Raw genomic sequence first — 23,690 nt, 5'->3', positions numbered from 1 at the left:
GGCCTCTCAGACGCGCAGCCGCAGGCCCCTGGGGGTGGCGTGGAAGCCCGCCGCCTCCAGCGCCCGGCCCAGGGGGGACGTGAGCGCCGGTATCCCGTTGGCCCGCTCCACCGTGACCGTGCCCAGCGCGCCCGCGCGAGCCGCCTCGGCCAGCGCCCGGGCGGCGGCCTCCAGCGCCGGGTCCTCCGGATCCGCCGGCCAGGCCAGCAGCGTCTTGCCGCCGCGCTCCATGTAGAGCGTCAGCTCGCCGTCCACCAGGACGACCAGGGAGCCCGCCTTGCGGCCCGGTTTGTGGGTGGCGCCCTCCGGCGGTTCGGGCCAGGGCAGCGCCGCCCCGTAGGCGTTGGCCGGGTCGGCCGCGGCCAGGACCACGGCGCGGCCGGTGGGACCGCCCTCGGCGCGGTCGCGGGCGGTCGCCGCCGCGCGCAGCCGGTCCACCGCGCCGTCCATCGCGAACTGGGCCGCGCTCAGACCCTCGACCACATAGCCGCGGCGCGCTTGGCCGCTGTCCTCGAAGGCGGACAGCACCCGGTACATGGCGGAGAAGCCGCCCTCGACGCCCTCGGCCGCGACCGCCCCTCGGGTCACCACGCCATGTCGGTCGAGGAGCGTCCGGGCCAGGGCGTGCGCGCGATGGGTGGGATCCTGGGCCCGGTCGGGGAGCAGTGACCAGCGGCCGCTGACCGTCGGCGGGCCCGTACGGGAGGCCGGCCGTGCGGCGGCCGTCAGCGTCCCGTACCGGCCACGGGGTACCGGGCGGCGCGCGCGGTGGGCCGTGGACCCCGCGGTCCGCCCCGAGCCCAGCAGGGCGCGCAGCGGGGCGAGTGTGTCGTTGGTGAGCCGGCCCGACCAGGCCAGGTCCCACACGGCGTCGGCGAGTTGGGGATCCGTCACGTCGGGATGGGTGGTGGCGCGGATCTGCTCCGCGATCTGCCGGAAGAACAGGCCGTAGCCACCCGACAGGGCGTTCATGACCGACTCGTGAAGCGCCGTCAGCTCCAGCGGGTGCGGCGGCGGCAGCAACAGCGGTGCGCTGTCGGCGGGATGGAGCGAGACCCAGCCGTCCTTGCCGGGCAGCGCGCCCGCCCCGGCCCACAGCACCTCACCGGTCGTGGTCAGCTCGTCCAGGAGCGCCGGCGCGTAGCCCCGCACCCGGGACGGGAGGATCAGCTTCTCCAGGGCGGAGGCCGGCACGGGAGCTCCCTGCAACTGCTCGACGGCCCGCGCGAGCCCGTCGATGCCGCGCAGGCTGTCGCCGCTCAGATGCTGCCACTGCGGGAGGAACGTGGCGAGCGCGGCGGGTGCCACCGGCTCCAGCTCCTGGCGCAGCGCGGCCAGCGAGCGGCGGCGCAGCCTGCGCAGCACCGTGGCGTCGCACCACTCCTGACCGATGCCGGAGGGATGGAACTCGCCCTGGACGATCCGGGAGGACGCCGCGAGCCGTTGCAGCGCGCCGTCCGTGACGGCGACCCCGAGACCGAACCGCGCGGCGGCCGTGGCCGAGGTGAACGGGCCGTGCGTACGGGCGAAGCGGGCGAGGAGGTCGCCGAGCGGGTCCTTGACCGGTTCCGTGAACGCCTCGGGCACACCGACCGGCAGGGCCGTGCCGAGCGCGTCCCGCAGGCGCCCCGCGTCCTCGACGGCCGCCCAGTGGTCGGCCCCGCCGATCCGGACCCTGATCGCGCGGCGGGTCGCGGCCAGCTCTTCCGCCCAGCCGGCCCGCGCTCCCCGCTCGGCCAGTTCCGCGCCGGTGAGCGGCCCGAGGACGCGCAGCAGATCGGCGACGCCTTCCACGTCCTTGACGCGCCGGTCGTCCGTGAGCCACTGGAGCTCCCGCTCCAGATCGGTGAGCACCTCGGGGTCGAGCAGCTCCCGCAGCTCGGCCTGGCCCAGCAGCTCCGCCAGCAGCCGGGAGTCCAGTGACAGCGCCGCGGCCCGCCGCTCGGCCAGGGGCGAGTCGCCCTCGTACAGGAACTGGGCGACATAGCCGAAGAGCAGCGAGCGGGCGAAGGGGGACGGCTCGGTGGTGGTGACCTCGACCAGCCGGACGCGGCGCGCCTCGATGTCCCCCATGAGCTCCGTGAGGCCGGGGACGTCGAAGACGTCCTGGAGGCACTCCCGCACCGCCTCCAGCACGATCGGGAACGATCCGAACTCGCTCGCCACCTGGAGCAGTTGTGCCGCGCGCTGGCGCTGCTGCCACAGCGGTGTGCGCTTGCCGGGACTGCGCCGGGGCAGCAGCAGCGCCCGTGCGGCGCACTCCCGGAACCGTGCGGCGAACAGCGCCGAGGAGCCCACCTGGTCGGTGACGATCCCGCGGACCTCGCCCGCGTCGAAGGCGACGTCCGCGGCCCCCACGGGCGCCTGCTCGCTGTCGAAGGCCGTCCCCGCACCACTGCCCGGCTCGTCGTCGAGCAGGTCCATCCCCAGCAGGTCGGCGTCCGGCAGGCGCAGCACCAAGCCGTCGTCGGCGTGCATGACCTGCGCGTCCATCCCGTAGTGCTCGGCGAGCCGGGCGCCCAGGGCCAGGGCCCACGGGGCGTGCACCTGTGCCCCGAAGGGGGAGTGGATCACCACCCGCCAGTCGCCCAGCTCGTCGCGGAACCGCTCGACCAGGATGGTCCGGTCGTCGGGGACATGGCCGCAGGCGCGGCGCTGCTCGTCCAGGTACGAGAGCACGTTGCCGGCGGCCCAGCCGTCCAGCCCGGCGGTCAGCAGCCGCAGCCGGGCGTCCTCCTCGGAGAGGGAACCGATCTCACGCAGGAACGCGCCCACCGCGCGGCCCAGCTCCAGGGGGCGGCCCAGCTGGTCGCCCTTCCAGAACGGCAGCCGGCCCGGGGCGCCGGGAGCGGGCGTGACCAGGACCCGGTCACGGGTGATGTCCTCGATGCGCCAGGAGGTCGTGCCGAGAGTGAACACATCTCCCACGCGCGACTCGTAGACCATCTCCTCGTCCAGCTCGCCGACCCGGCCGCCGCCCTTCTTCGGGTCGGCTCCGGCGAGGAAGACGCCGAAGAGCCCCCGGTCGGGGATCGTGCCCCCCGAGGTGACGGCGAGGCGCTGCGCGCCCGGGCGGCCCGTGACCGTACCGGTGACGCGGTCCCACACCAGGCGCGGGCGCAGCTCCGCGAAGGCGTCGGAGGGATAACGCCCGGCGAGCATGTCCAGCACGGACATGAACGCCGACTCGGGCAGGGAGGCGAACGGCGCGGCACGGCGGACCAGCGCGAGCAGGTCGTCCACCTGCCGGGTGTCCAGGGCGACCATGGCGACCAGCTGCTGCGCCAGCACGTCCAGCGGATTCGCGGGCACGCGCAGCGCCTCGATCGCGCCGTCCCGCATCCGCTCCGTGACGACGGCGGCCTGCACCAGATCGCCGCGGTACTTGGGGAAGACGACGCCGGTGGACACCGCGCCCACCTGGTGGCCCGCGCGGCCGACCCGCTGGAGGCCGGAGGCCACCGAGGGCGGCGACTCCACCTGCACGACGAGATCGACCGCGCCCATGTCGATGCCCAGCTCCAGGCTGGAGGTGGCCACGACGGCGGGCAGCCGGCCCGCCTTCAGGTCCTCCTCCACCTGGGCGCGCTGCTCCTTGGAGACCGAGCCGTGGTGCGCCCTGGCCAGCACGGCGGGAGCGCCCCTGGCCGCGCCGGACTGGGCCATCAGCTCGGCGGGGGAGTGCTCCTCGGGCAGGGGCTCGCCCGTGGCGCGTTCATAGGCGATCTCGTTCAGCCGGTTGCACAGGCGCTCGGCCAGCCGGCGGGAATTGGCGAAGACGATCGTGGAGCGGTGGGCCTGGACGAGATCGGCGATCCGCTCCTCCACGTGCGGCCAGATCGACGGCTTGTCCCCGCCGTCCGACTCGGGCGCCGACGCGGGGGAGCCGCCCAGCTCGCCCAGGTCCTCCACCGGGACGACCACGGAGAGGTCGAACTCCTTGCCGGAGGGCGGCTGGACGATCTCGACCTTCCGCCGCGGCGAGAGGTAGCGGGCGACCTCCTCCACCGGCCGCACCGTCGCCGACAGCCCGATCCTGCGCGCGGGCCTCGGCAGCAGGTCGTCCAGCCGCTCCAGGGACAGCGCGAGATGGGCCCCGCGTTTCGTCCCGGCCACGGCGTGCACCTCGTCCAGGATCACCGTCTCCACCCCGGCGAGCGCGTCCCGCGCGGAGGACGTGAGCATCAGGAACAGCGACTCGGGCGTCGTGATCAGGATGTCCGGCGGCCGGGTGGCCATCGACCGGCGCTCGGCGGCCGGGGTGTCGCCCGAGCGGATACCGACCCGGACGTCGGGCTCCGGCAGCCCGCGCCGCACGGACTCCTGCCGGATGCCGGTGAGGGGGCTGCGCAGATTGCGCTCCACGTCGACCGCGAGGGCCTTCAGCGGTGAGACGTACAGCACACGGCAGCGCTTCCTCGCCTCGGCGGGCGGGGGCGCCGACGCCAGCCGGTCCAGCGCCGCCAGGAACGCTGCCAGTGTCTTGCCGGAGCCGGTGGGGGCCACGACCAGCACGTCCGAGCCCGCGCCGATCGCGCGCCAGGCGCCCTCCTGCGCGGCCGTGGGCGCGGAGAAGGCACCCGAGAACCAGCCGCGGGTGGCGGGGGAGAAGGAGTCGAGCGCGGTTCCTGCCATGCACCCCATCGTGCACCCGCCCACTGACAATCGCCCGGACCCGGGCGGTGGCCGCGATGGCCGGAGTGGCCGGGTGGCCGGGTGGCCCCGATGGTCACATAGATCACAGAGGTCACAGCAGTCATGGCGGTCACGGTGGTCACGGCGCTCGAGGCGGGCACGTCGGCGGTCCGGGCCCCGGGCGGGATACTTAAGGGCATGCGGTTGACGATTTTCTGGGAACGGATGGCGGACCACTTCGGCCCCGCCTACGCCGACTCCTTCGCCCGTGACCATGTGATGTCCGAGCTGGGCGGCCGTACGGTCAACGAGGCGCTCGACGCCGGCTGGGAGGCGAAGGACGTGTGGCGCGCCGTCTGCGCCGCCATGGACGTCCCGGCCGAGAAGCGGTGAGGCGATGACCGGAGCCCCACGGGCTTGTGTTCGGTGGTCACATCCGTAGGCGACACTTGCTCCGTGGCCGCGACTGACAACCCCGTATCGGACGTACACCCCCCCAGCCCTCCGCCGGACGCGCCGGACGACTCGCCATCGGCGGCGCGGGAAGCGCGCCGGGCCCCGTCCGACGCGCCGCCGCCGTCGGACGCCGGGGGCACCGGGGGCCGAGTCGGGGGCGGCGGCGTCGGTGGCCCGGCGCGCATGCCCCGTTGGCTGCCGCGCGCCATGGTCCTGGCACTGGTGCTCGTCGCCTGCTTCCAGCTCGGCAGCTGGGCGTTCCACCAGCTCATCGGGTTGTTGATCAACGTGCTCATCGCCTTCTTCCTGGCGCTCGCGGTGGAACCCGCCGTCAGCGCCATGGCGGCGCGCGGTGTCCGGCGCGGACTCGCCACGTTCCTGGTCTTCTTCGGCGTGCTGTGCGCGAGCGTCGGGTTCGTGGTGATGCTCGGCTCGATGCTGGCGACCCAGATCATCGACATGGTCGAGTCCTTCCCGGAGTACCTCGATTCGGTGATCAGCTGGGTGAACACGACGTTCCGCACGGAGCTGTCGCGCGTCGAGGTCCAGGACAGCCTGCTCCACTCCGACTGGCTCCAGAGATACGTGCAGAACAGCGCGACCGGAGTCCTCGACATCTCCACCACCGTGCTGGGCATGTTCTTCCGGCTGCTGACGATCTTCCTGTTCTCGTTCTACTTCGCGGCCGACGGGCCCCGGCTGCGGCGCGCGCTCTGCTCGGTGCTGCCGCCGGCCCGCCAGGCCGAGGTGCTCCGCGCCTGGGAGATCGCGGTCGACAAGACCGGCGGCTACATCTACTCGCGCGGCCTGATGGCGCTGATCTCCGGAACGGCGCACTACGTGCTGCTGGAGTTCCTGAACGTCTCGTACGCGCCGGCGCTCGCCGTCTGGGTGGGGCTCGTCTCCCAGTTCGTCCCCACGATCGGCACCTATCTGGCGGGGGCGCTGCCGATGCTGATCGCCTTCACCGAGGACCCGTGGTACGCGCTGTGGGTGCTCTGCTTCGTGGTGATCTACCAGCAGTTCGAGAACTACATGCTCCAGCCCAAGCTCACCGCCAAGAGCGTCGACATCCATCCGGCGGTGGCCTTCGGTTCGGTCATCGCCGGCACCGCCCTGCTGGGCGCGGTCGGCGCGCTGATCGCGATTCCGGCGGTCGCCACGCTCCAGGCGTTCCTCGGGGCGTATGTGAAGCGGTACGACGTGATGGACGACGCGCGGGTACGCGGCGGGGTGCCGCGCAGTGGCGGCGGCCGGGTGCTGCGGCAGATGCGGCGCGCACTGAACACGGGCAACGGGCCCCGGCGGCGTTGACATGACCGGCTCGTACGAGGGCGACGGTCGGTGCGCAGCGTCTCGGAGGCGCCTCGGCGGAACACGTCAGATGTACGACGGGTGGGTCACCCGGCGCCGGAAGGTGCGCCACAGCCACACCTGAACAGCGACCAGCAAGGGCGTGGTCACCAGCACCACGGGCACCAGCAGCGCGAGCGTCGCCCCGTCCGCGGCCGACTCGTACAGCGGCAGGCCGCGTCCGGCCAGTACGACAACGGCGCCCATCAGGACGGAGGTCAGGGCCAAGGACTGCCGGGTGCCGGTACGGCCCACCCCGCGGCGCGCCCGCTCGAAGGGCGCGCCGGTCAGCCGGAGCGCGGCGAACCCGAGGCCGTGCGCGAGGAAGAGCGTGGTCACGGCGGCCGAGGTGAGCACGGCGGCCGGCCCCGAGGCGGGTTCGGTCACCGAGCCGTTGAACAGCGCCGCCAGCAGCCATGCCCAGCCCAGCGCGACCGTCCAGCTCCCGCACACGACGGCGCCGTCGCACGCCGCGCGCCGGAGCGTGCCGCGGGTACGGGCGCCACGACGTCCGGCGCCACCGTCGCGCACCGCCGCGGTGGCCGAGCGTCCGCGCAGCCACAGGCCCATGTCCCGGACGATCCAGCCCACGATCAGGGGGACGACGACCGCGAACTGGCCGCTCAGCAACTCCCCTTCCAGCTCCGGGAAACAGCCGACGAACAGCCCCGCCGCCGCGACCAGCCAGACCTCGTTGCCCAGGAAGAAGGGGGCGAAGGACGTCAGGACGAGCCGGCGCTCGCTCTCGTCGCGGCCGAGGTACGGCAGGAGCATTCCCGTGCCGATGTCCGCGCCGCCCAGGACCAGATATCCGGTGACGAAGAAGCCGAGCAGGGCGATGGCGAGAGTCTCCACGACAGCTCCTCAGTAGCGCGGGACGGGCAGGGGGCCGACCGGATCCGAGCCCGGATCCGAGCCCGGGCCGGGGCCCGGTCCGGGAGGCGCCGCGTCCCCGCGCTCGTCGTGGCCGAGCCCGGACTCCACGGGCCCGAGCCGGGCATGGCGCCAGAGCAGCAGCGCGTTGCCGACGGCCAGCAGGACGAACAGCGTGGTGAAGGTGATCAGCGAGACGCGCATGGCGGCGGGGGACAGGTCCGAGACGGCGTCCCGCGTCCTGAGGAACCCGTACACCACCCAGGGCTGCCGCCCGGCCTCCCGGAAGACCCAGCCGCTGATCATCGCGAGGTACGGCAGCGGCACGGACGCCATCAGCACCACGTGCCAGAGCCGGAACCGGAAGACCGCGGGACGGATGCACGCGAGGACGGTCCCGGCCAGGCAGAGATACATCATCAGCGCGAACACGAGCAGCATCACGAGCGCCCCGCCGCGCGTCCACGCCATCGACGGCACATAGTCGCCAGGACCGAACCGGCTGGTCATTTCCGCCTGTAGCTGCGCGATTTCATCCGTCTTCTGCCGGAACACGGCCATTTTCATGGGCTGTAGGTCGGTAAGTGATGACAACTGCACGCCACCGAAGGCGGCGGTCACCATCAGCGCGGGGAGCGAGACGAACACTCCGATCCGCAGGGAGCGCCCGAAGAACTCGTACTCCGGCGTGCGCCGGAAGAGGTGGTACGCGCTGACACCGGCCATGAAGAAACCGGCCGTCAGCAGCGAACCGGCCACGATGTGCCCGAAGGCGAGCAGGGCGGTGGGATTGGTCAGGAGCGCGCCGACATCGTCCAGGACGACCTGGCCACCGACGGTGCGGTGCCCCACCGGGTGGTTGAGGAAGCCGTTGGAGACGAGGATCCAGTAGGCCGACAGATACGCCGTGAGCGTGACGACCCAGATCAGCGCAAGATGGACGCGTGGTCCGAACCGATGCCAGCCGAAGATCCACAGCCCCAGGAAGGTGGACTCCACGAAGAACGCGGTGATCGTCTCCACGGCGAGCGTGGCCCCGAGGACATTGCCCGCGTCATGGGTGAGCCCCTTCCAGCTCAGTCCGAACTGGAACTCCATCACGATGCCGGTGACGATTCCGACGGCGTAGTTGATGATGTACAGCTGTCCCCAGAAGCGCACCATCCGTGCGTGCGCAGGCTTTCCACTGATCGTCGCGTACGTCTGGACGCAGGCGACGATCGTCGCCAGCCCCAGCGTCAGCGTGACGAACAGGAAATGACCGCCCGCGGTGAGGGCGAACTGCAGCCGCGCGAGGTCGAGCGTCTCCGCGTCCACGGGACCGCTCGCGGCGGTGAGGAAATCTGGCACGCCGACAGCCTGGGCGTACGGTACGGGGCGCCGCGTCGGCCCTCGGATGACACCCGGCGTACGCCCGGGGTTGCGGTCGCGGGCCTTCGCCTACCACGGAAGTTGCGGTCGCGGGTGTACGTCTACCACGGAAGTCGCGGCCGTGGGCGCCGGTCGCGGTGGTGAGCAGGGGCGTCGGGGACGGTACTCAGCCCAGCCAGCCCGGGGTGATCATTCCCGATTCGTACGCGAGGATCACCAGTTGCGCCCGGTCCCGGACGTCCAGCTTGGTCATGATCCGGCTGACATGGGTCTTCGCGGTGGCCGGGGAGAGCACCAGCCGCTGCGCGATCTCCTGGTTGGACAGCCCCGCTCCCACCAGGCCCAGCACGTCACGCTCCCGCTCGGTCAGCGCGTTGAGCCGGGGACCGGGGTCCGGCCGCCTGCCGCGCCCGGCGAACTCGGCGATGAGCCGACGGGTGACGGCCGGGGCGATCAGCGCGTCGCCGCGCGCCACGACCCGTACGGCGTGCAGCAGTTCCATCGGTTCGGTGTCCTTGACCAGGAAGCCGGAGGCGCCGGCGCGCAGCGCCCCGTAGACGTAGTCGTCGATGTCGAAGGTGGTGAGGATGACGACGCGCACTCCGTCCAGGCGGGGATCGCCGAGGATACGGCGGCCGGCCTCCAAGCCGTCGGTGCCGGGCATCCGGATGTCCATCAGGACCACGTCGGGCCGCAGCTCGCGGGCCAGGGCGACGGCCTGTTCGCCGTCGGCCGCCTCGCCGACGACCTCGATGTCGTCCTCGTCGGAGAGGATGGAGCGGAAGCCGGCGCGTACGAGCGTCTGGTCGTCTGCGAGCAGCACACGGATCATGGTGTCCCCCCTTTTCTTTTCGTTCTTTTCCGTCGTCAGAAACGGTTCAGGGGCAGCCGGGCGTCGACCCGGAAGCCGTCCCGGACATGGTGCGCGGTCAGCTTCCCGCCGAGCGCCTGTGCCCGTTCGGCCATGCCTCGTATTCCGCTGCCCGTTCCGCTCCCCGTCGGCCCGGTGTCCGGGCCCTCGCCCTGCCGTCGGCCCTCGTCGGTGGCGCGTCCGTCGTCGTCGATCCGTACCCGTAGGTCGGTGTCGCCGTAGACGACGGTCACCAGCGCGGTACGAGCGCCCGCGTGCCGTGTCACGTTCGTGAGCGACTCCTGCACGATCCGGTACGCGGCGAGGTCGACGGGCGGCGGCAGGGACCGTCTCGAGCCCTCGGTACGGAGACGTACCTCAAGACCTGTGGACCGGGCGCCCTCGATCAGCGCCCCCAGCCGGTCGAGGCCGGGAGCGGGGGCGGTCGGTGCCGCCTCGTCCGCCTGACGCAGCACACCGAGGGCACCGCGCAGCTCACGCAGGGCCTCCTTGCTGGTCGACTTGACCGTGCGCAGCGCCTCCTCGGCGATGCCGAGGGCGACCGGCGGCTCCGGCCGCTTGCCCAGCCGGTGCAGCGCCGCGCCGCTCTGGACATTGATCAGCGAGATGCTGTGCCCGAGTACGTCGTGCAGGTCGCGGGCGATGCGCAGCCGCTCCTCGGTGGCGCTCTGCCGCGCCCTGGCCTCCTGTTCGCGCTCGGCGGCCAGGGCCCGCTGTTCGACCTCGTGGAGGTAGGCGAGCCGAGTGCGCTGGGCGCGGCCGACGGCGACCAGGCTGATCAGCCAGCCGGCGAGCATGACGAGCGAGGTGTCGTCGATCTGGCGTCGGCCCGACCCCTGACGGAGCTCTCCGAAGCCGACGGCGAGCAGGGTGACGGCGGCCAGGGCGGCCGAGGCCGTGAAGTGGCCCTCGGCGGCCAGCGTGTAGAGCGCGAGCGCGAACGTGAGGATCAGTGGTCCGTCGGACACGCTCAGCGGGTAGTAGAGCCCGCTGGCCAGCAGGGTGATCACGGCCACGGGCAGCGGCCGCACCCGACGGAAGTGCAGGGCCCCGCAGCCGACGGCGACCAGCGCCCAGCCGCCCGCCGCGCGGGCCGGTGGCTCATGGCCGGAGCGTGCGAGGAGCAGAGTCCAGGTCACGACGAGGGCGGTGACGGCGAGCGTCACGGCGATGTCCGTCCCGCGCCCGGTCGGCCGCGGGACGCCCCCGGGGAGGCCGTCACGCCCGGGAAGACCACCGTGTCCTGGGAGGCCGTCGCGCCCGGGAAGGCCGCCGCGCCCGGCGAGTGGGAGCACCATGCGAGCGAGGATAAGCGCGGCCGCGCGCGAGCGACGGCGGGGAGGTCTGCGCCGGCGGGCGGCGGGGCCGTCCGCCGGGTGCCGGAGCGGCGTGTACGGCGCGGGGGCGATGGGCAGGTTGCTCGCGGAAATGTGGCGGGAGACCGTCTTTGAGGCGCGTGTGCGGGAGGCGCAGTGTCGGAGCAGGATTTCAGGGACAAGGTCGTGCTGGTCACCGGGGCGGGGTCGGGCATCGGTGCCGCGACCGCCGCCCGGTTCGGAGCGGCCGGCGCGACGGTCGTCGTGGCGGACATCGACGCGGAGTCGGCCGCCGGCGTCGCCGGGACGATTCAGGCGGCGGGTGGCACGGCGTGGCCCACGCGGGTGGACGTGTCCGATCCCGAGGCCGTCGACGCGCTCGTCGAGTCGGTCATGGAGCGGTACGGGGCGCTGCATGTCGCCGTCAACAACGCGGGGATCATCAACAGGTTCGCGCCTCTGGCCGAGTTGTCGACGGAGGAGTTCCGCCGCGTCCTGGACGTCAACCTGGTGGGGGTCTTCGCCTGTATGAGGGCCGAGATACGGGCCATGCTCACCTTAGGGGGAGGCGTGATCGTCAACCTCACGTCCACGTCGGGCCTGAAGGGTGCCCCGGCCCTGGCCGCGCACACCGCGACCAAGCACGGCATCATCGGGCTGACCAGGGTCGCGGCCCTGGAGTACGGCGAGGCGGGCATCCGCGTGGTGGCCGTCGCACCGAACGGTGTGGACACCCCGGCTCTCCGGTCGGGCCCGGACGGCTGGGAGCAGGCGGTCATCGGTGCCCAGGCCGTGAAGCGACTCGGACGGCCCGAGGAGATAGCCGAGTTGATCCACTTCCTCTCCGGCGACTCCGCGGGGTTCATCACGGGCAGCACGCACGTCATAGACGGTGGCTATCTGGCGTGATGACGCCGCGGTACGACGGGCGGTCGTCCCTGTAGTACGGACCCCTCGTGGCCCGTGGTGGGGCCCAGGAGACGGGCGGCGCCATGCCCGGCCCGGTCCTCGCCGCGAGGCGTGCGAGGACCGGGCCGGGATCGTTCCCCGGTTTCAGAGCAGGTCGGCGTACTGGCTCCAGCCGCCCGAACCGATCTTCACGCGCTCCTTGAAGGGCGTGGCCGCCTTTCCGGTGCCCGCGTAGAAGTACAGCTCACCCGCGGAATTGGCGGCCAGCAGGTCGGCGGTGCCGTCACCGTTGATGTCGCCGGGTGCGGCCAGCTGCGTGTACTGGCCCCAGCCCGCCCCGCCGACCTGTGCCTTCGCGGCGAAGGGGGTGGCCGCCTTGCCGGTGCCCGCGTACAGGAACAGGCCCTCGGAGCTGCGGGCGATCAGGTCGGCGCGGCCGTCGCCGGTGAGGTCGCCGGCGCCCACGAGGGTGTTGAACTGCATCCAGCCGCTGCCGCCGACCGCGACCCGGCCCTTCACCGACAGGCCGTCGCCGTTGCCGCCGTAGAAGTAGAGGGTGTCGGAGTTACGGGCCAGCAGGTCGCTCTTGCCGTCGCCGTCGAGGTCGCCGGGGCCCACGACCAGGTTGTACGAGGTCGAACCGCCCGCGAGTTCGGGATCGGCCTCGGCGTAGAGCATGAAGTTGTAGAGGTGGCCGTCGTAGGTGTTGTGCCCGAGCAGGTCGGAGTCGCCGTTCGCCCGCAGGGACACGGTGTGGATCAGCCGCACCGCCGACCGGTCCCAGCCGTCGCCGATCAGGTACTTCTCCGAGAGACGGCCCGTGCCGGTGCCGTCGTAGTAGTAGAGGGTCCCGCCGGGGGTGCGGGTGTAGATGCCGTGTTTGCCGAAGAACGGCCGGCTGCCGGCGCCGGCGAACTGGGTGATCCCGTTCCAGTTCGTGCCGACCTCCACCCGGGCGTCGAGCGTGCCGTCGCCGTTGCCCCGGTAGAAGTAGAGGGTGCCGTCGTACGAGCGGGTGACGAGGTCCGCGGTGCCGTTGCCGTCGTAGTCCGTGCCCCCGATCAGCTGGTTGTACTGGAGCCAGCCGGTACCGCCGATCTGGACCCGCTCCTTGAACGGGTACCCCGTGGCGCTGCCGTTGCCCGGGTAGACGTACAGCCCCGCGTCGTTGCGGGCGATGAGGTCGGCGAGGCCGTCGCCGTTGAGGTCGTCCGCCCCGACCAGCTGGTCGAACTGGCCCCAGCCCGCGCCGCCCACCTGGATGCCGGTGCCGAAGTTCTTACCGGTGCCGGGGAAGAGGAACAGCCCCCGTGAGTCGCGGGCCAGCAGATCGGGGGCGCCGTCGCCGGTGAGGTCCCCGGGGACGACCAGCTTGTCGTACGTCTGCCAGCCGGTGCTGAGCGTGGTGTACGAGGTCATGCCGCCCGGAACCGTGGCGTCCACGCCACTGTGCAGCCGCAGGGCGCCGGTCGGCGACAGCGTGAGGGCGTCGGCCTTGCCGTCGCCGGTGAGGTCGCCGGGCAGCATCAGGTCCTTGACCTCGGAGTCGTCCGGCGAGATCACCTCCGCGCCGTCGCTGCCCCAGTCGGCCCAGACGTCGCCGTAGAGGCCGCGGTACATGAAGTCGCCCAGGCCGTCGCCGTCCAGGTCGGCCCGGGCGGCGGCGGTGCCGGCCGCGGCCCGGGGGGCGCGCGCACCGTGGGCGCCCTGGGCGGGGGCGTCCCTTCCCGGGATGTCGAAGACGGGCCGCTCGGGGGCCGGCGGGGCGGTGAGGGCCACGGCGCCGGGCGCCCCGTTGCCGAGCGGGCCACTGCCCGGCCCGTCGGCCGCCGTGGCCGTGGTGACCATGAGGGAGCCGCTCACCAGCAGTCCGGCGCAGCCGAGCGCGGCGGAGCGGGCGATCGTGCGGGGCCATCCGGCCCCGGGTCTTGTGAGCATGGACATGCTGCCTCCAACGGGTGGGTTGTGAGGAACCGGGCACATCGGGGAATCCCGAGCGCGTTCGGAACCACAAGGGGTACGTGCGTTCGAGAATTGTCGAGGTGCAGGTAGGTGTATCCGGCCCCGCCTTCTGATGGCAAGTCAGTTATGAAGCTCCGGTGGAGATTTGGTCGGGCGACGTGGCGGGGTGGAACGGGGTGGGGCGGGGTGGGGTGTGGCGTGCGCCGGTCGGGCGGGTGGGCCGGTCGCTGTTCCGTGCGCTCCGCCCGCGTGGTCCGCTTGACACCAAAATCGAACGTCTATTCTTATGGGTGGGTGGCCGATGCTCCCGGGGGCGGGCCGCCCGGGCGGCGGCAGGGATTTCGGCGGAGTTGTCCACAGGCCGGGAGGACGTCGGGGCGCGTTGTCAGTGGCAGGGGATAGCGTCTTTGACGTGAAGAGAACGACTCAAGCAAATCGGGTGGAACCCATGGCAGGAACCGACCGCGAGAAGGCGCTGGACGCCGCGCTCGCACAGATTGAACGGCAATTCGGCAAGGGCGCGGTGATGCGCCTGGGCGAGCGGCCGAACGAGCCCGTCGAGGTCATCCCCACCGGCTCGACCGCGCTCGACGTCGCCCTCGGCGTCGGCGGCCTGCCGCGTGGCCGCGTGGTGGAGGTGTACGGGCCGGAGTCCTCCGGTAAGACGACCCTGACGCTGCACGCCGTGGCGAACGCGCAGAAGGCCGGCGGTGCCGTGGCCTTCGTGGACGCCGAGCACGCCCTCGACCCCGAGTACGCGAAGAAGCTCGGTGTCGACATCGACAACCTCATCCTCTCCCAGCCGGACAACGGCGAGCAGGCGCTCGAGATCACGGACATGCTGGTCCGCTCCGGCGCGCTCGACCTCATCGTCATCGACTCCGTCGCCGCGCTGGTGCCGCGCGCGGAGATCGAGGGCGAGATGGGCGACTCACATGTCGGTCTCCAGGCGCGGCTGATGAGCCAGGCGCTCCGGAAGATCACCAGCGCGCTCAACCAGTCCAAGACCACCGCGATCTTCATCAACCAGCTCCGCGAGAAGATCGGTGTGATGTTCGGCTCGCCGGAGACCACGACCGGTGGCCGGGCGCTCAAGTTCTACGCGTCGGTCCGGCTCGACATCCGCCGCATCGAGACGCTGAAGGACGGCACGGAAGCGGTCGGTAACCGGACGCGTGTCAAGGTCGTCAAGAACAAGGTCTCGCCCCCGTTCAAGCAGGCCGAGTTCGACATCCTCTATGGCCAGGGCATCAGCCGCGAGGGCGGGTTGATCGACATGGGCGTGGAGCACGGCTTCGTCCGGAAGGCCGGCGCCTGGTACACGTACGAGGGCGACCAGCTCGGCCAGGGCAAGGAGAACGCGCGCAACTTCCTCAAGGACAACCCCGATCTCGCCAACGAGATCGAGAAGAAGATCCTGGAGAAGCTGGGGGTCGGGGTCAGGCCGGACGCCGCCAAGGGCGAGCCCGCCGCGGCCGCGGCCGGGACGCCGCCCGCCGATGATCCGGTGAAGCCCGCCGGCGCCGCCGCCTCCAAGGCCAAGGCGGCCAAGGCGGCCACGGCCAAGAGCTAGTGCGTGCCGTGCCTGACGCGCAGGCGAAGGACACGTGGCAGCGGGCGGGGCGAGAGCAGGGTGCGGGTTCCCGGTCGTCGAGGGCCGAGCGGGAGCCCGCACCCCAGGACCCGGCGGAGCGGGCGCGGGCGATCTGTCTGCGCCTGCTCACCGGCACACCCCGCACCCGGCGACAGCTGGCGGACGCGCTGGCCGAGCGGGAGATTCCGGACGAGATCGCGGAGGAGGTGCTCGCCCGCTTCGAGGACGTGGGGCTGATCAATGACGCGGCGTTCGCGGACGCCTGGGTGGAATCCCGCCACCACGGCCGGGGCCTCGCCCGCCGGGCCCTGGCGCGCGAGCTGCGGACGAAGGGGGTGGACGCGGCCGTGATCGACGAGGCGGTCGGACAGCTGGACTCCGACCAGGAGGAGGCGACCGCGCGCGAGCTGGTGGCCCGGAAACTCACGTCCACCCGTGGCCTGGACCGGGACAGAAGGCTGCGCCGCCTCGCGGGCATGCTGGCCCGCAAGGGCTACGCGGAGGGCTTGGCGCTGCGAGTGGTCAGACAGGCGCTGGAGGAAGAGGACGAGGACACGGAGGGTCTGGACGAGGGCTTCGCGTAGGCCCGTCCGGCCACGGAGACCGGCCGGACGGGTCTGGCCGGAGCCTGGCCGCCCGTCCCGTTGTCCCGCGAGCCCTCACCGGGTGACAGGCAGTCCCTCGGCCTTCCACGCCTGGAAGCCGCCGATGAGGTCGGTCGCCCGGCGCAGGCCCAGGTGACGCAGGGAGACCGCCGCCAGGCTCGACGCGTATCCCTCGTTGCAGATCACCACGATGCGCAGATCGTGGTCCGTGGCCTCGGGGGCACGGTGGCTGCCCTGGGGGTCGAGCCGCCATTCCAGTTCGTTGCGCTCGATCACCAGAGCCCCGGGGATCAGGCCGTCACGGTCGCGCAGTGCCGCGTAGCGGATGTCGACCAGCAGCGTGCCGTCCCGGGCGGCCTCGAACGCCTCGCGCGGGCCGATCCGGTCCAGGTCCGCGCGGACCCGGTCCAGCAGCTCGTCTATCCCCGTCGGCCCCGGACCGGGCCGCTGCGCGCCGGTGCTCATTCCCACTCCTCCGGACGCTCCACCTGCTCCAGCCGGAGTACCGCGCCCGTGCGGCTGTAGCGGCGCATCAGCGGCAGCGGCGGGTAGTAGGCGTGGACCGAGACGGCGTGCCCGTCCTCGGAGTCGTTGCGTACCTCGTGCACATGGTGCCTGCCGAACGCGCGGCCCTCGCCCGCGGCCAGCTGCCGTTCGCGGTCGACGCCCTCGGCCAGCTCCAGCGTCTTCCAGCCCTCGGTGGGCAGCCGGGCCGCCAGGGAGTCCTCCTTCAACGTGCCCGAGGCGGTGGCGAACGCGCCGTGCGAGCCGCCGTGGTCGTGCCAGCCGGTGCCCGTACCGGGCGGCCAGCCGATCAGCCATGCCTCACTGCCTCCGGGCCCGTCGAGCCGCAGCCAGGTACGGCCTTCGGGGTCGAGCGGAAGCGACGAGATCAGCTCGGCGTCGGAGGCCACCGAGCGGACGAAGCCGAGTAGTTCGGCGGGGCTGGGCCCGGTGTCCGTGCTCGGGGGCGAGGACGCGGCCGCTGCCGGGGGCACGGTCTCGGAAGCGGCCGGTGGAACCGGGCCCGAGGCGGAACCGGCACCGGCGGCGGGCAGCGACGTCGTGACGGGAACAGACATGGTGGGAGCCGTCCTGAGGTGATCGCGAGGAAGCGCCGCCGTGGCGGAGCACGGGGAGCGCGGGACATCGAGGCGAATCAGCAGGACGGGCGACACACGCAGCCCGCATAGCGGAGCAGGTCCATATGGACCCTCCGCCACAGGCGCACATCGGTGTCGGTCACGATCCGGAGTACACCACGCACGCCTGCGACGGTCAATTGATGTTCACAGTATGGTCGTCGGACGTCTGTTCGGATGTTTGCGTGCGAGGGCCGCCGCGCACCGCGTCCGCCGCCGCGTACAGCTCCGCCGGGCGCACCCCGGCGAAGGCCGTGACCAGGTGCCCGTCCGGCCGCACCAGCAGCACCGTATGGGCCGACGCGCCCGGATACGCCTCCGTGACCAGCAGCTCCGCCCGCAGGGGCAGCCCCTTCACGGCGGCCGCCAGCCGGGGCATCACCCCCGCCGTCATCCAGTGCCGCCGGTCCCACACGCCGGTGCCGGGCGCGACCAGGACCACCAGCAGCCGGCCCTGTCCGAGCCGTTCCCGCAGGTGACCGGTCGTGCCGTCGGGCGCCGTCAGCCACACGTCCGCGGCCTGCGCGCCCGAGGGCGTGCCCACCGACGTCTGCCCCTCGGCGCGCGGAGGCGCGAGGGGGGAGCGCGGATAGGACGGCGGTGCTCCCAATGCCCCGTGCCCCAGGTGCCCGTCGGCGAGCAGCGCGTCCTGGCCGCGCGCGGACCCCGGCATGTACGTGCGCAGCCCGCCACCGCCCCGTACGACCGCCAGCGACTGGTCGGCGGCGCGCAGCCGGGCGGCGACGGCCGTGCGCCGTTCCGCCTGGTAGCTGTCCAGCAGCGTCTCCGACGCCCCGTGATGCCAGTCCTCGGCCAGCTTCCAGGCCAGGTTGCCGACGTCCCGCAGGCCCTCGTCCAGCCCCTGGGTGCCCACCGCGCCCAGCAGGTGCGCGGCGTCCCCCGCGAGGAAGGCCCGTCCCACCCGCCACCGCCTGGCCAGCCGGTGGTGCAGGGTGTAGACGCCCGTGTCCAGCAGGTCGTAGGGCGGGGTGTCGCCGCACCAGCCGGCCAGGGTGTCCCGTAACCGCGCCACGAGGGCGTCGGGCGTGACCAACTCGCCGCGCGCGGGCAGCAGCCAGTCGAGCCGCCAGGCCCCGTGCCGCAGCGGCCGGGCGGAGACCTCGGCGCCCCCGCCGCGCCACGGCGGGGACCGGTGCAGCATCGCCTCGCCGGGCCAGGGCAGCTCGGCGCGGAGCGCGGCGACCGCGTGGCGCTCCACGGCCGTACGCCCCGGGAAACGGATGTCGAGCAGCTTGCGGACCGTGGACCTGGCGCCGTCGCAGCCCACCAGGTGACTGCCGCGCCACCAGGTGGTCTCGGTGCCCTTGGTGTGGACGGTCACCCCGCGCGCGTCCTGCTCCAGCGAGTCGAGCCGGCAGCCGGGGACCATTCGCACCAGGTCCTGGCCGGCGATGGCCGCGCGCAGCCCGCGGGCCAGCTCGTGCTGCGGGAGGTGCGTGGGCGAGGAGCGGTCGGCACCGCCCAGCGGGATCTGCCGCATCAGCTGTTTGCGCCGCATCGAACGCCAGCCGGTCCAGCGGGCGCCCTCCTCGCGGAGGGTCGTGCAGCCGAGCGCGGCCACCAGGGCGGCGGTGTCGGGCCGCAGGACGGCCGTGCGCGCCGGGCGCGGCTCCTCGGCCCCCGATCCCTCGTCCAGGACCACGGAGGGGACCTTCTGCGCGGCGAGGGCCAGCGAGAGCGCGAGCCCGACCGGGCCCGCGCCGACAACGATCACCGGGTCCACGGCGCGGCTCCAGCGGCTCCTGTTCCTGCGGCCTCCGCGGTCCGTGCGGTCGAACGGTCGGCGGCGTCGGCCGCCCGGTGTGTGATCACAGAACGTATGCAACCGACTGGGGGTGCTCGCGTCAAGCGAGGCCCCTGCCCACTGGGGGCAGCGGGTCTCACCTGCGCGGGCACCCCCGTCGCACGCGTCCCGGGAACCGCTCGGGTCAGGCCTTTCCGCCCGGGGCGTTGGCCTGTTGTACGTCATCGGCGCTGAGCACCGCGCCCGAGCTCTTCTTGCCCTGCCGCAGCCGCTTCTCCAGCCAGCCGGCGAAGCTGGTGAGCAGGGAGTTCAGCCCGATGAAGATGAGACCGATGACGACGAGGGTCGCGATGGTGTTCGCGCCGTAGTTCGCCGTGATCGGGCGCAGCTGGTAGAGCAGTTCGTTCAGGCCGAGCAGGGCGCCGCCCAGCGCGGTGTCCTTCACGATCACCACGAGCTGGCTGACCAGGGCCGGCAGCATCGCCGTGACCGCCTGCGGGACCAGCACGTAGACCATGGTCTGGCCCTTGCGCATGCCGATCGCCTTCGCGGCGTCGGTCTGGCCGCGCGGCAGCGAGAGGATACCGGCCCGTACGATCTCGGCCATCACCGAGGCGTTGTAGAGCACGAGACCGGTCACCACGGCGTACATCGGGCGCAGGTCCGAGGAGACGGTGCTGAACTGCACGTACAACTGAGCGGCGAAGACCATCATCAGCAGGACCGGGATGGCACGGAAGAACTCCACCACTGCGCCGACCGGGACCCGTACCCAGGCGTGGTCGGAGAGCCGGCCGATGCCCAGCAGCGCGCCCAGCGGCAGGGCGATCACGATGGACAGGGCCGCTGCCTGGAGCGTCACTCCGAGCCCGGGCAGCAGATAGGTGGTCCACACCTCCGCGTCCGTGACGAACGGATTCCACTTGTTGGCCGCCAGCTGATCCTTGTCGGCCATCACGGACAGGATCCACCAGGCGGCCAGCACGAAGGCGACCACGAAGAGGGCCGTGTAGATGATGTTGCGCCGCTTGGCGCGGACACCGGGGGCGTCGTAGAGAACGGACGTGGAACTCATCGCTTCACCGCCACTCGCTTGCTGACCCAGCCGAGGATCAGGCCCATCGGGAGGGTGAGAACGATGAATCCGAAGGCGAACAGCGCGAAGACCGCGAAGAGCGCGCTGGTTTCGTTCTCGATCATTTCCTTCATCAGCAGTGACGCCTCGGCGACACCGATCGCCGCCGCCACGGTGGTGTTCTTGGTCAGTGCGATCAGCACGTTGGCGAGGGGCGCGACGACGGCACGGAACGCCTGGGGCAGTACCACCAGCGTGAGCACCTGGACGAAGCTCAGCCCCAGGGCTCGGGCCGCCTCCGCCTGCCCGACGGGCACGGTGTTGATGCCGGAGCGCAGCGCCTCGCAGACGAAGGTGCTGGTGTAGGCGATGAAGCCCAGGACCGCGAGCCGGAAGCCCATGGTCTTGAAGTCCTCGCCGCCGAGGGTGATCTGGAGGGTCTGGCCGAGCCCCACCGAACAGCCGACGATGACCACCGTCAGCGGGGTGTTACGGACCACGTTGACGTACGCGGTGCCGAAGGCGCGCATCACCGGGACGGGACCGACGCGCATGCCGGCCAGCAGCGTGCCCCATATCAGGGACCCGATCGCTGAGTAGAGGGTGAGCTGCACCGTCACCCAGAAGGCGCCGAGCAGGTCATACCGCCCGGAATCAAGAAAGTCGAACACGATGCCCCGCGCTCTCCCCTGGTTGGCTGGTGGGGACGTGCCGCCGCCGGACGGACCGGCCGCGGCACGTCACCGTGGACTCGACTGCGGTCAGCTGCCTTCGGTGATCTTCGGGGCAGGGTCGTTCTTGTAGTTGGCCGGACCGAAGTTGGCCTTCACGGCCTTCTCCCAGGAGCCGTCCGACTCCATCTTCTCCAGCGCCTTGTTGATCTTGGACTGGAGGTCGGTGTCGCCCTTCTTCAGGCCGATGCCGTAGTTCTCGTCGCTCAGCTTGAGGCCGGTGAGCTTGAACTTGCCCTGGTGCTCCTTCTGCGAGGCGTAGCCGGCGAGGATGGAGTCGTCCGTGGTGATGGCGTCCACGGCCTTGTTCTCCAGGCCGGTCAGGCACTCGGAGTAGCCGCCGAACTCCTGGAGGTCGGCCTTCGGGGCGAGCTTCTCCTTGACGTTCTGCGCCGGGGTGGAACCCGTGACCGAACACAGCTTCTTCGAGTTCAGGTCCTCGGCCTTGGTGATGGAGCTGTCGTCCGCGCGGACCAGCAGGTCCTGGTGGGCGACGAAGTACGGGCCGGCGAAGTCGACCTTCTGCTTGCGCTCGTCGTTGATCGAGTAGCTGGCGACGACGAACTTCACGTCACCGTTGGCGATCATGTTCTCGCGCTCGGCGCTGGGCGTCTGCTTCCACTCGATGTCCTTGGCCTCGTAGCCCAGTTCCTTGGCCACGTACGTTGCCACGTCGACGTCGAAGCCCGCGAAGGTGCCGTCCGGCTTCTTCAGCCCGAGGCCCGGCTGGTCGAACTTGATGCCGATGGTGATCTTGCCGTCGTCGCCGTCGCTGCCGCTGCCCCCGCCGCAGGCGGTCGCGGTCAGGGAGAGAACGAGAGCGGCGGCGGCGGCCGCGCTTGCCTTGCGAAGCTTCATTGCGTGAACTTCCCTCGGGTGAGACGTGAACGGAGAAACAGGTGCCGCCGGCCCCGGACGCACCAGGAGCAGGAGCTGTTCGCAGCCGCGGGGGCCGCGTAGCCGTGGAACCGGGGGTCGTGGAGCCGTCGGAACCGTAAAGCCGTGAAAAGCCGGGCCGAACCGGGCCGCGGGCCCGGTGCGGTGGAGTGCGGGTGACGCGGGATCGGTGGCGTGGGACCGGTGGCGCGGACCCGGTGCGGGCCCGGCGCGGTCGGTGACGCGGGAGCCCGCCGGGGGCGGTGACCCCGCCGGGGGTCAGTGATGCAGGATCTTCGACAGGAAGTCCTTGGCGCGGTCGCTGCGGGGATTGCTGAAGAACTCGTCGGGCCCGGCCTCTTCGACGATCCGGCCGTCCGCCATGAAGACGACCCGGTTCGCCGCGGAGCGTGCGAAGCCCATCTCGTGCGTGACGACGACCATGGTCATGCCGTCCCGCGCCAACTGCTGCATGACTTCCAGGACTTCGTTGATCATCTCCGGGTCGAGCGCGGAGGTCGGCTCGTCGAAGAGCATGACCTTCGGGCCCATGGCCAGCGCCCGGGCGATGGCGACGCGCTGCTGCTGGCCGCCGGAGAGCTGCGCCGGGTACTTGTCGGCCTGCGTACCGACGCCCACCCGGTCCAGCAGCGCCCGCGCCTTCTCCTCGGCCGCCGCCTTCTCCGTCTTGCGGACCTTGAGCTGGCCCAGCATGACGTTCTCCAGCACCGTCTTGTGCGCGAAGAGATTGAACGACTGGAAGACCATCCCGACGTCCGAGCGGAGCCGGGCCAGTTCCCTGCCCTCGTCCGGCAGCGGCTTGCCGTCGATCGTGATCGAACCCGAGTCGATCGTCTCCAGGCGGTTGATGGTGCGGCACAGTGTGGACTTGCCGGACCCGGAGGGTCCGATGACGACCACGACCTCGCCGCGGGCGATAGTCAGGTCGATGTCCTGGAGCACATGCAGCGCGCCGAAGTGCTTGTTGACGTTGCTCAGTACGACCAGGTCGCCAGTCGCCGGCCCGGCGTCCTCGGTGCCCTTGGTCACTGACACTCCGCTCATCGGCTTTTTGCTCCGTCCTCCTCGATTGGAAGGACCCTAGTCACGCGCTGCGATCAGCGTCATTACATCTGAGCGGAAATTGAGCATAACGATCCGGCCGCAACCGGACACTCCCCGTGAAGACGGACGGTGGGGGGAGTACCGGGTGGGTAACGGAAACCCGGGTGTAATGAGAAGACTCTTGACTGGCACGGCGCCATGGGCGTGGATGCCTTGGTACGTACCGCCGTCCCCGCCGTGCCGGATCGCGGCCCCGACCAGTCGGGACCGGCCGGACGCGACCGATCGACGCAACGGTTGGACGCGACCGACGGACGCGGTCGACGGACACGACGTGACGGACATGACCGACGGACACGACCGATAGAGGGGGCCCGTGAGACTGCTGCTCGTAGAGGACGACGACCATGTCGCCGCCGCCCTGTCCGCCGTGCTGGCCAAACACGGCGTCGAGGTCGTCCACGCCCGCAGCGGCGAGGAGGCGCTCCACGCGCTGCTGCCGGCCGTCAACAAGGGGAAGGAGCCGTTCTCGGTGGTCCTCCTCGATCTCGGGCTGCCGGACCAGGACGGCTACCAGGTCTGCGGCAAGATCCGGAGAATCACCTCGACTCCGGTGATCATGGTGACCGCGCGCGCCGACGTCCGCTCCCGGATCCACGGCCTCAACCTGGGTGCCGACGACTACGTGGTCAAGCCGTACGACACCGGCGAACTGCTCGCCCGCATCCACGCGGTCAGCCGGCGCTCCACCGGCGACGAGCAGTCACCGGCCGCCGAACCGGCCCAGCGGCTCGGGCGCCTCACCCTGGAACTGCCCACCCGCCGCGTCAGCGTGGACGGTACGGCGGTCCAGCTGACCCGCAAGGAGTTCGACCTGCTGGCGCTGCTGGCCCAGCGGCCCGGGGTCGTCTTCGGCCGGGAGCAGATCATCAGCGAGGTCTGGCGCACCAGTTGGGAAGGGACCGGCCGCACGCTCGAGGTCCATGTCGCGTCCCTGCGGGGCAAGCTCGGACTGCCCGCCCTGATCGAGACGGTCCGGGGGGTCGGCTACAAGCTGGTCGTCCCGGCCGCGCACCAGGGGCCGTAACGCC

20 protein-coding genes are annotated in these 23,690 nt (G+C 71.8%); 6 read left to right on the top strand and 14 right to left on the bottom strand.

The window, feature by feature from the left end; translation table 11 throughout:
- Window positions 1-6: 6 nt before the first annotated feature.
- Window positions 7-4,635 (bottom strand): ATP-dependent helicase, encoded by a 4,629-nt coding sequence (locus tag IG02_RS0112535; RefSeq protein ID WP_030745479.1) that lies wholly within the window; start codon window positions 4,633-4,635, stop codon window positions 7-9.
- Window positions 4,636-4,833: 198 nt separating this feature from the next.
- On the opposite strand from IG02_RS0112535, the gene IG02_RS0112530 reads away from it, so the two are divergent.
- Window positions 4,834-5,028 carry a DUF3046 domain-containing protein gene (locus IG02_RS0112530; RefSeq protein WP_030745476.1) on the top strand — a complete coding sequence of 65 codons (195 nt, stop codon included), beginning with the start codon at window positions 4,834-4,836 and terminating at the stop codon, window positions 5,026-5,028.
- A 246-nt stretch (window positions 5,029-5,274) separates the two neighbouring features.
- Window positions 5,275-6,405: an AI-2E family transporter gene (locus IG02_RS0112525; protein WP_030745473.1), complete on the top strand. Its 1,131-nt coding sequence runs from the start codon at window positions 5,275-5,277 to the stop codon at window positions 6,403-6,405.
- Between the two features lie 66 nt (window positions 6,406-6,471).
- Here IG02_RS0112525 and IG02_RS0112520 read toward each other — a convergent pair whose 3' ends face one another.
- The 4 genes from IG02_RS0112520 to IG02_RS0112505 all read right to left on the bottom strand — a co-directional run bounded on the left by IG02_RS0112520 (window position 6,472) and on the right by IG02_RS0112505 (window position 10,725).
- On the bottom strand, window positions 6,472-7,299 hold the full coding sequence (locus IG02_RS0112520) for a cytochrome d ubiquinol oxidase subunit II (protein WP_030745470.1): 828 nt from the start codon (window positions 7,297-7,299) through the stop codon (window positions 6,472-6,474).
- 9 nt (window positions 7,300-7,308) lie between these two features.
- Window positions 7,309-8,667, bottom strand: coding sequence for a cytochrome ubiquinol oxidase subunit I (locus IG02_RS0112515; protein ID WP_234314715.1), 1,359 nt, complete (start codon window positions 8,665-8,667; stop codon window positions 7,309-7,311).
- A gap of 187 nt (window positions 8,668-8,854) precedes the next feature.
- Window positions 8,855-9,520: a response regulator gene (locus IG02_RS0112510; RefSeq protein ID WP_030745465.1), complete on the bottom strand. Its 666-nt coding sequence runs from the start codon at window positions 9,518-9,520 to the stop codon at window positions 8,855-8,857.
- A 35-nt stretch (window positions 9,521-9,555) separates the two neighbouring features.
- Entirely contained in the window at window positions 9,556-10,725 is a 1,170-nt protein-coding gene (locus IG02_RS0112505) for a sensor histidine kinase (protein WP_199814005.1), read from the bottom strand.
- Between the two features lie 306 nt (window positions 10,726-11,031).
- Between IG02_RS0112505 and IG02_RS0112500 the strand changes: the two genes are divergently transcribed.
- On the top strand, window positions 11,032-11,784 hold the full coding sequence (locus tag IG02_RS0112500) for an SDR family NAD(P)-dependent oxidoreductase (RefSeq protein ID WP_030745460.1): 753 nt from the start codon (window positions 11,032-11,034) through the stop codon (window positions 11,782-11,784).
- A gap of 144 nt (window positions 11,785-11,928) precedes the next feature.
- On the opposite strand, the gene IG02_RS43445 is transcribed toward IG02_RS0112500, so the two are convergent.
- Window positions 11,929-13,728, bottom strand: a complete 1,800-nt coding sequence (locus tag IG02_RS43445; protein ID WP_051764886.1) for an FG-GAP-like repeat-containing protein — start codon at window positions 13,726-13,728, stop codon at window positions 11,929-11,931.
- A gap of 466 nt (window positions 13,729-14,194) precedes the next feature.
- Between IG02_RS43445 and recA the strand changes: the two genes are divergently transcribed.
- The gene (gene recA, locus IG02_RS0112490; protein WP_030745454.1) at window positions 14,195-15,319 is read left to right on the top strand and encodes a recombinase RecA; all 1,125 of its coding nucleotides are present in this window, start codon (window positions 14,195-14,197) and stop codon (window positions 15,317-15,319) included.
- Window positions 15,320-15,327: 8 nt separating this feature from the next.
- Window positions 15,328-15,924, top strand: coding sequence for a recombination regulator RecX (gene recX, locus IG02_RS0112485; protein ID WP_030745451.1), 597 nt, complete (start codon window positions 15,328-15,330; stop codon window positions 15,922-15,924).
- 75 nt (window positions 15,925-15,999) lie between these two features.
- On the opposite strand, the gene IG02_RS0112480 is transcribed toward recX, so the two are convergent.
- From IG02_RS0112480 to IG02_RS0112450, 8 genes are all read right to left on the bottom strand, one after another.
- A complete protein-coding gene (locus IG02_RS0112480) occupies window positions 16,000-16,410 on the bottom strand; it encodes a rhodanese-like domain-containing protein (protein ID WP_030745448.1) in 411 nt (136 codons plus the stop codon).
- A complete protein-coding gene (locus tag IG02_RS0112475) occupies window positions 16,407-17,027 on the bottom strand; it encodes a cysteine dioxygenase (RefSeq protein WP_063756768.1) in 621 nt (206 codons plus the stop codon). Before IG02_RS0112475 ends, IG02_RS0112480 begins: the two co-directional genes overlap by 4 nt.
- Window positions 17,028-17,104: 77 nt before the next feature.
- Window positions 17,105-17,176: a putative leader peptide gene (locus IG02_RS43610; RefSeq protein WP_310851512.1), complete on the bottom strand. Its 72-nt coding sequence runs from the start codon at window positions 17,174-17,176 to the stop codon at window positions 17,105-17,107.
- Between the two features lie 47 nt (window positions 17,177-17,223).
- Entirely contained in the window at window positions 17,224-18,831 is a 1,608-nt protein-coding gene (locus tag IG02_RS0112470; RefSeq protein WP_030745442.1) for an FAD-dependent monooxygenase, read from the bottom strand.
- Between the two features lie 205 nt (window positions 18,832-19,036).
- On the bottom strand, window positions 19,037-19,927 hold the full coding sequence (locus tag IG02_RS0112465) for an amino acid ABC transporter permease (protein WP_030745439.1): 891 nt from the start codon (window positions 19,925-19,927) through the stop codon (window positions 19,037-19,039).
- Entirely contained in the window at window positions 19,924-20,598 is a 675-nt protein-coding gene (locus tag IG02_RS0112460) for an amino acid ABC transporter permease (RefSeq protein WP_030745436.1), read from the bottom strand. Before IG02_RS0112460 ends, IG02_RS0112465 begins: the two co-directional genes overlap by 4 nt.
- Window positions 20,599-20,688: 90 nt before the next feature.
- A complete protein-coding gene (locus IG02_RS0112455) occupies window positions 20,689-21,516 on the bottom strand; it encodes a glutamate ABC transporter substrate-binding protein (protein WP_030745433.1) in 828 nt (275 codons plus the stop codon).
- A gap of 297 nt (window positions 21,517-21,813) precedes the next feature.
- Window positions 21,814-22,599 carry an amino acid ABC transporter ATP-binding protein gene (locus tag IG02_RS0112450; protein ID WP_030745429.1) on the bottom strand — a complete coding sequence of 262 codons (786 nt, stop codon included), beginning with the start codon at window positions 22,597-22,599 and terminating at the stop codon, window positions 21,814-21,816.
- A gap of 376 nt (window positions 22,600-22,975) precedes the next feature.
- Here IG02_RS0112450 and IG02_RS0112445 point away from each other — a divergent pair, with 376 nt between their 5' ends.
- Window positions 22,976-23,686 (top strand): response regulator transcription factor, encoded by a 711-nt coding sequence (locus IG02_RS0112445; protein WP_030745426.1) that lies wholly within the window; start codon window positions 22,976-22,978, stop codon window positions 23,684-23,686.
- Window positions 23,687-23,690: the final 4 nt, after the last annotated feature.

Source organism: Streptomyces sp. NRRL F-5135 (genome assembly GCF_000719775.1).
In the GTDB taxonomy this organism is placed as follows: Bacteria; Actinomycetota; Actinomycetes; order Streptomycetales; family Streptomycetaceae; genus Streptomyces; species Streptomyces hebeiensis.
The sequence above is the reverse complement of the archived record's forward strand: the minus strand, read 5'-3'. Positions and strand labels throughout refer to the sequence as shown.